Genomic DNA, 6,925 nt, shown 5'->3' with positions numbered 1-6,925 from the left:
GTAGCCCGCCGCTGAGGCCGCGGGAGTGGCAATCATTGCGTCCCTGTCTATGTTGAGGACCGAGGCAATCCGCCTCGTTTTTCGACAGGAGCAGGACCATGACTTCTTCGACCCAAACCGCCTCGCCGCTGCGCCAACGCATGATCGAGGACATGCGCATGCGCAAGCTCTCGCCCAAGACGCGCACCGCCTATGTCCGGGCCGTGCGCCAGTTGGCGGCCTTCCTCAAGCGGTCGCCTGACACCGCCACCGAGGAGGACTTGCGGCGCTTCCAACTGCACATGGTGGATCAGGGCACCTCGGCGATCACTCTCAACGCGACCATCACGGCGTTGAGGTTCTTCTTTGACGTCACGCTCGGGCATGGTGAGTTGATGGCCAGGATGAGGCAGGTGAGTGTCCCGCAGACACTGCCCGTGGTGCTCAGCCGCGACGAAGTCGCGCGCCTGATCGCCGCGGCGCCGAGCTTGAAGTACCAGGCGGCGCTGTCGATCGCCTACGGCGCAGGATTGCGCGCGAGCGAGGTGATCGCGCTGAAGGTCGGCGACATCGACAGCCAGCGCATGGTCTTGCGTATCGAACAGGGTAAGGGTCGCAAGGATCGCTACGCGATGCTCTCGCCGGTGCTGCTGGAGCGCCTGCGCGCCTGGTGGCGGCTGGCTCATGCGCAGGGCAAGATACTCCCGGGTGGCTGGCTGTTTCCCGGCATGGAGCCCATGGACCCGATGAGCACGCGTCAGCTCAACCGGGCCATCCATGCCGCCGCCGAGGCCGCGCACATCGACAAGCGCGTCTCGCTGCACAGCCTGAGGCACAGCTTCGCCACTCACCTGCTGGAGCGGAAGGTCGACATCCGCGTGATCCAGGTTTTGCTCGGACACAAGCGGCTGGAGACCACGACGATCTACACGCATGTGGCCACCGAGCTCCTGCGCGACGTAGTCAGTCCACTGGAGAGCCCGCAGCCCGCGTAGGTCATCCCCCGTGGCGCACTGCGCCCTGGAGGTCGCCGACATCTTCCGAACCCACGGCCCCGCCTGGCGCAAGGCCCGGCGTGCTCACCTGAGCCTGGGCCAGCTCAAGGTCATGTCGGCCATTGAACAGTGCCGCAGCGCGGCACTGGGAGGTCACCTGTTGCGTTGCGAAGGCTGCGGGCACGACCAGATCGCCTACAACTCATGCAGGAATCGGCATTGCCCGAAGTGTCAGGCCAGTGCGGCACAACGCTGGCTCAAGGCCCGCCAGGCCGATCTGCTGCCGGTGGACTACTACCACGTCGTCTTCACCTTGCCGGCGCCCATCAGCGCCATTGCCTACTACAACAAGGCAGTGATCTATGGCCTTCTGTTCGACGTGGCCGCCGAGACCATGATGACCATCGCGGCCGATCCGAAGCACCTGGGTGCAGCCATCGGCGCCACCCTGGTGCTGCACACATGGGGATCGGCCCTGACGCATCACCCTCATGTGCATGGCATCGTCCCGGGCGGCGGGCTGTCCGCGGACGGCGAGCGTTGGGTCGCCTGCAAGCCCGGGTTCTTCCTGTCCGTGCGTGTGCTATCGCGGCTGTTCCGAAGGCGCTTCCTCGAAGAACTGGAGCACGCGTATCGCGCCGGCCGCCTCCAGTTCTTCGGCGAGCACGCTGCGCTCGCCGGCGCGAAGGCGTTCGCCGACTGGCTCGCACCGGTGCGCAAGTGCGAGTGGGTCGTCTATGCCAAGCGCCCGTTCGCCGGACCCGAAGCGGTGCTGGCCTACCTGTCTCGCTACACCCACCGGGTCGCCATATCAAACAGCCGGCTCGTGGCCATGGACGAGCGAGGCGTCACCTTCCGCTGGAAGGATTACCGGGCCAAGGGCAGCACCCGCCACAAGACCATGACGCTGGAGGCCGATGAGTTCATGCGCCGCTTCCTGCTGCATGTCCTGCCGGGCGGCTTCCATCGCATCCGCCACTACGGGCTGTTGGCCAACGGCACGCGCAAGGCCAATCTGGCGCGCGTTCGCGAACTGCTGCAGGTCCTCATGACGGTTGCACAAACTCAGCACGCCGATACCGAGTCCAACACCGAGCCCGCGACCGCACCACCGAGCTTCTTCTGCCCGCACTGTGGCGGCCCGATGATCATCCTGCAATCCTTCGCTCGCGGCCAGCCGATCCGCGCGCCGCCCCAGCAGCCTCGTGCGCCATGAATACGAACTCGCATCGACGCCAATGCCAGGCTTCGGCTCTTCATCTTCGCGAGGCGATGCGGGTGGGTTTGCGTTCGCTCTGGAAGGGGCCCCTTGCCGCTCTTGCCGTCGATGCACAGCTCGACATACTGGCTTCGATCCGTGATTTCATCGACATCACCAATCGGCTTATCGGACCCGTCAGTATCGCCAGCGCGGTCACCGTCGCCCTAAAATCCCCATAGCGCCGTAGCCTCGCGAGCCGCCGAAGTGCATTCCGCGGTTTCCTCCCTTGGGGCTTATCCAACACCTGCCCTTGAACCGCCGTGACGCTCGCGGCAGTTCCGACGCGCGGGCAGGTATCGGATAACCCTAAACACAAACGGACCTTCACGAGGGTCCGCTACGGGGCGACCTGAGGTGCGGATTCAAGCCGCGGCCGCTTGGCCGATGGCGCGGGGCGATGCCGCCAGCAGGCCGACTGCCCGAGACTACTTGCCGCTGCGCCTATCTGTCAGGGTGAATCCAAAGTGCCGCTTGTGCCATCGCGAGAAGGCGCTAGGTGCCGAGAACCCTAGCAAGTCTGCAACATCGGCGAGGCGACCCTTGCTCCCCTCGAGGTAGCCTTCGGCAAGCTCGGCACGCACTTCGTCCACGAGTGACGAAAACGTTTCTCCACTGCGCGCAAGATGCCGGTGCACCGTCCGGCGATCGACGCCAAGGTGCTGCGCCACCTTGTCGACGCTGCAGCGGCCCAGCGGCAGCATATCGCGCACGAGCCAGCGGACCTTGTCCGCGAGCGTCATGTCCGGCCGCGAGATCATCGCGTCCAGATACTGGCGCGCATAGCGCGCCATGACCGGGTCTGCGGACGGAAGCTGCCCGGCCAGGTCCTCCGCCGCGCAGGCGATGCCGTTGAACTCGGCCTCGAAGTCGACGATGCGCCCGAACATGGCGACATGCCGGGTCAGGCTCGCAGGCGCGGGGTGCGTGAAGAGAACACGCCGCGGCATCCACGACGGACCCAGCAGCTCCTGCAAGATGCGAAACAGATAGCCCACGAACAGTTCGATCGCCTGCCGCAGGGGCATCCGCGCCCCCCGCACGATGTCCACCCGAAGGATCACGAGCTTGCCCGCATCCTCGATGCGAATGGAGAGCAGCTCGCTGTGCAACTGCAAATAGCGAGCGAGCGTTTCGAGGGCGCGCCGTGCGGTGGTTTCTTCTCGCACCACCAGGCTGAACGGGCCCAGGTTCGACAGGCGCCGGGCCGTGGAAAGCCGCAACCCGAAGTCTTCGACCCCGCTTTCGGCGGCCGAGGTCTCGAGCAGCTTTGCCACCGCTGTCGCATCGATGTGCGTGTCCGGATCCGAAAGGCACGAAGGATCCAGGCCGCACTTGCGCATCTGGCGGTTGGGATCGAGGCCGACCGAGCGCGCCAGTTCGAGGTAGCCGCTCAGGGTCGCGCTGCGAATGGTGGAGTGCATTTCTGCGGGGCCGTGAGGGGCTGTTTGGGATGTCCCGAATGGTCATCCAAATGTCCCGTCGGGTCAATCGCCTGGCCTCGGGAAAAACCATACTCAATCCGTCACTCAACGATTCCCTGCGGAGACAACCATGCAATTTCTCGACGACTCACTCCTCCCCGAAAACCAGCAGCCCCTCGTCATCCAGGTCGCGCCTTACGGCCCGGAGTGGATTCCCGCCGACTCCAGCGACATCCCGGTGTCGATGGACGAGCAGGTCCAAAAGGCAGTTGACTGCTACAACGCGGGCGCCACGCTCCTGCACGTCCATGTCCGCGAGGCCGACGGCAAGGGCTCCAAGCGCCTTTCGATGTTCAACGAGCTGCTCGCCCGTCTGCGCGATGCGGTTCCCGACATGATCCTGCAGGTTGGCGGCTCGATTTCGTTTGCGCCCGAGACCGACAGCGAAGCGGCCCAATGGCTGAGCGACGACACGCGCCACATGCTCGCGGAACTCACGCCCAAGCCCGACCAGGTGACGATCGCGATCAACACCAACCAGATGAACATCTGCGAGCTGTTGACCGCGGACGATGTCGCGAACACGTCCCTTGCGAACCCGGCCTATCAGCAGGCCTACCGCGAGATGACCATTCCCTCGGGCCCCGGCTTCGTCGAGGAACACCTGCGCCGGCTGCAGGCCAACGGCATCCAGCCGCTGTTCATGCTCGGCGACGTGGGGCAACTCGAGTCGGTCGAGCGACTGATCCGGCGCGGCATCTACACCGGCCCCCTGACCATGAACTGGGCGGCGATCGGCGGCGGCATGGACGGTCCGAACCCGTACAACCTGATGGAGTTCATCCGCCGGGTCCCTGACGGCGCGGTCCTGACCATCGAAAGCATCATGCGCAGCGTGCTGCCCTTGAATGCCATGGCGATCGCCATGGGCCTGCACGTGCGCGTGGGCATCGAGGACAACCTCTGGGGCCGCAAGGGTGAACGCATGACCTCCGTGCAGCAGGTCGAGCAGATGGTGCGGCTTGCGCGCGAAATGCATCGCGAAGTGGCTACCGGCAAGCAGGCCAAGCAAATCCACAAGATCGGCGAGCACTACAAGAGCGTCGACGAAACCCTGGCGAAGATCGGCTACGCGCCGAACCGTCAATCCGGCGAACGCGGTGCTCCGCTTCGCCGCGTGGCCTGAGACAGGGAGCGCATCATGGTGAACTCCATCCGACCACTCGCGGGGCGCGTCGCGCTCGTCACGGGCGCAGGCCCGGGCCTCGGCCGCGCATTGGTGCGGGCCCTGGCCGAAGCGGGCGCCAATCTCGTCGTCTGCGACATCGATGAAGCGAGCCTGGCAACGGCGCGCGCCTGCGTCGAAGAGGCAGGCTCGGAATGCCTGACCGTGCGTTGCGACGTCTCGGACAGCGCGGCGGTGCAGCGCATGTTCGCCCAGGCGGCCGAACGCTTCGGCACCGTGCACATCCTGGTGAACAACGCCGCCTTGACGCCCAACCGGCAGGCCGACGACGCTCGACGCAACCGCCACTACACGTACCTCACGACGCCGTTGCCGCGGGAGTCGCTGGAATTCACCAGCAACATCACCGACGAGGAATGGCTGCGCTGGTGGGGCGTCAACGTGCATGGCGTCTTCTATTGCACGCGGGAGGCGCTCAAGCTGATGCAGCCGCAAAAGTACGGCCGCATCATCAACGTCGCATCGCTGTCCGGCATGTCGGGCTTGTCTGCGCACAGCCCCCACTACAGCGCGACGAAGGGGGCGGTGATCGCCTTCACCAAGGCTGTCGCCGCGGAGGTCGCCGGCAGCAACATCTACGTCAATGTGATGGCCCCAGGCGGTGTCCACACACAGGACTTCGACGCGATCCTGCAGAAGATGGGCGAGGAAGGCCGCAATCGCTTCTGGCAACTCGTGCCCGCCGGACGGCTGGGCACCCCCGAAGAGTACGCCGCCACGGTCGTGCACCTGGCGGGCGAGCACTACCTGGTCGGACAAGTCATCTCGCCCAACGGCGGCATGTTGATCTGAGCACGCCAAAGAACATGGAGACAGACATGGAACACGTGAAAGTCATGAAGGGCATTGCCCGCTCCAAGGGGCGCGCCAGCGGTGAGGCTCTCGTCAGTGAAATGCGATTCGGCTGGGGCTACAACACGGTCACCAACGACGGCGGAATCATCGGTGCGTACGAGAACCCGCTGAATGGCCAGTGCGTGAAGGGCAGGATCATGGTGTACCCGACCGTGTCCGGCACGACGCTCGGCTCGGTGGGCCTGTACTACAAGTGCCAGGTGTCCAAGGTCGGCCCGACCGGCATCGTCTGCCGCAACGTGCACGACATCGACATCGCGGGCGCCATCGCCGGCGAGATCCCCGCGGTGGACTGCCTCGACGGCGACCCCCTCCAGGAGATCCGCACAGGTGACTGGGTGGAGATCCGCGCCGACGAAGTCGGCAAGGAAGCCACCGTCACGATCACGCGCAAAGCATCGGCCTGATGCCTTGTCCAACCCCCCTTTGAATTGCACGAGGAATACATGAAGCTCGATCGAAACCAGCAGGAAATGCTGGATGGAAAGTTTGGCGAGGCACGGCGCTTCGCGCTGGAAAAGCTGGTGGACTTTGGCAAGGCTGTCGGCGCCGAGGAGATGGTGCCGCTGTCCTTCGTCCTCAACGTCTGTCCGATAGAGATGAAGGACCGGTCGCATCCCGACCTCTCGACCTTCGACATGGGCCACAGCCCGCTGTACGACAAATTCATCGAGATCAAGGATGCCCGCGTCGCCGACGAGAGCAAGACGATCTGCCTGAACGACCCGTATCTCGTCCAGATCGACAAGTACGAGGAAACCGGCTACCCGTGGAATTTCTCGTGGGGCGACGGCAGCTACAAGCTGCCCAAGGACATCTACGACGGCTATGTGCGCGGCCATGACGCGCTGAAGGCGCACGGCTGGATCATGTCGCAGTCGTGCAATTCGCACCTCACCACGCGCACGCCGAGGTACGGCGAGTTCTGCGCCTCCTCCGAGTCCAGCGTCGCCGCCTATCTGAACACCTTCGTCGGCGCGCGCAGCAACCGCGAGAGCACGGTCAACACCGTGTATGCCGGCTATACCGGCTACCTGCCCAAATACGGCATGCTGCTCGATGAAAACCGGCTCGCGAAGGTGATCGTCGAACTGACCGACGAGGTCAAGGAGAAGATGACCGACCCGGCGGACTGGGCGGCCCTGGGCCGGACTGGGCGGCCCTGGGC

8 protein-coding genes are annotated in these 6,925 nt (G+C 64.9%); 7 read left to right on the top strand and 1 reads right to left on the bottom strand.

Annotated features, from left to right (window positions below):
* The first annotated feature begins 98 nt into the window (after positions 1–98).
* Genes AC1D2E_RS34110 through AC1D2E_RS34100 form a run of 3 tightly spaced genes read left to right on the top strand, consistent with a single transcriptional unit; the run spans position 99 to position 2,414 of the window.
* Positions 99–974, top strand: a complete 876-nt coding sequence (locus tag AC1D2E_RS34110; RefSeq protein WP_478201509.1) for a tyrosine-type recombinase/integrase — start codon at positions 99–101, stop codon at positions 972–974.
* A 10-nt stretch (positions 975–984) separates the two neighbouring features.
* Entirely contained in the window at positions 985–2,190 is a 1,206-nt protein-coding gene (locus AC1D2E_RS34105; RefSeq protein WP_478201508.1) for an IS91 family transposase, read from the top strand.
* Entirely contained in the window at positions 2,187–2,414 is a 228-nt protein-coding gene (locus AC1D2E_RS34100; protein WP_478201507.1) for a hypothetical protein, read from the top strand. Before AC1D2E_RS34105 ends, AC1D2E_RS34100 begins: the two co-directional genes overlap by 4 nt.
* 246 nt (positions 2,415–2,660) lie before the next feature.
* Here the strand turns inward: AC1D2E_RS34100 and AC1D2E_RS34095 are convergent, their stop codons facing one another.
* Positions 2,661–3,656 (bottom strand): AraC family transcriptional regulator, encoded by a 996-nt coding sequence (locus AC1D2E_RS34095; protein WP_478201506.1) that lies wholly within the window; start codon positions 3,654–3,656, stop codon positions 2,661–2,663.
* A gap of 130 nt (positions 3,657–3,786) precedes the next feature.
* Here AC1D2E_RS34095 and AC1D2E_RS34090 point away from each other — a divergent pair, with 130 nt between their 5' ends.
* The 4 genes from AC1D2E_RS34090 to AC1D2E_RS34075 all read left to right on the top strand — a co-directional run.
* On the top strand, positions 3,787–4,842 hold the full coding sequence (locus AC1D2E_RS34090) for a beta-keto acid cleavage family enzyme (protein WP_478172729.1): 1,056 nt from the start codon (positions 3,787–3,789) through the stop codon (positions 4,840–4,842).
* Positions 4,843–4,857: 15 nt separating this feature from the next.
* Positions 4,858–5,694: an SDR family NAD(P)-dependent oxidoreductase gene (locus tag AC1D2E_RS34085; protein ID WP_478201505.1), complete on the top strand. Its 837-nt coding sequence runs from the start codon at positions 4,858–4,860 to the stop codon at positions 5,692–5,694.
* Positions 5,695–5,720: 26 nt separating this feature from the next.
* The gene (locus AC1D2E_RS34080; RefSeq protein ID WP_478093178.1) at positions 5,721–6,164 is read left to right on the top strand and encodes an aconitase X swivel domain-containing protein; all 444 of its coding nucleotides are present in this window, start codon (positions 5,721–5,723) and stop codon (positions 6,162–6,164) included.
* Positions 6,165–6,203: 39 nt separating this feature from the next.
* Positions 6,204–6,925: aconitase X (locus tag AC1D2E_RS34075; protein WP_478201504.1), on the top strand; the 722-nt coding region annotated here is incomplete at its 3' end.

It is taken from the genome of Variovorax sp. P1_H2, from assembly GCF_056405295.1.
This window is presented reverse-complemented; position numbering and strand designations above follow the sequence as displayed.

What these genes read in the sequence shown, in the direction of transcription:
- AC1D2E_RS34110 (WP_478201509.1), top strand. Translation starts at nt 99, where the DNA reads ATGACTTCTTCGACCCAAACCGCCTCGCCGCTGCGCCAACGCATGATC.
- AC1D2E_RS34100 (WP_478201507.1), top strand. Translation starts at nt 2,187, where the DNA reads ATGAATACGAACTCGCATCGACGCCAATGCCAGGCTTCGGCTCTTCAT.
- AC1D2E_RS34095 (WP_478201506.1), bottom strand. Translation starts at nt 3,656, where the DNA reads ATGCACTCCACCATTCGCAGCGCGACCCTGAGCGGCTACCTCGAACTG.
- AC1D2E_RS34090 (WP_478172729.1), top strand. Translation starts at nt 3,787, where the DNA reads ATGCAATTTCTCGACGACTCACTCCTCCCCGAAAACCAGCAGCCCCTC.
- AC1D2E_RS34085 (WP_478201505.1), top strand. Translation starts at nt 4,858, where the DNA reads ATGGTGAACTCCATCCGACCACTCGCGGGGCGCGTCGCGCTCGTCACG.
- AC1D2E_RS34080 (WP_478093178.1), top strand. Translation starts at nt 5,721, where the DNA reads ATGGAACACGTGAAAGTCATGAAGGGCATTGCCCGCTCCAAGGGGCGC.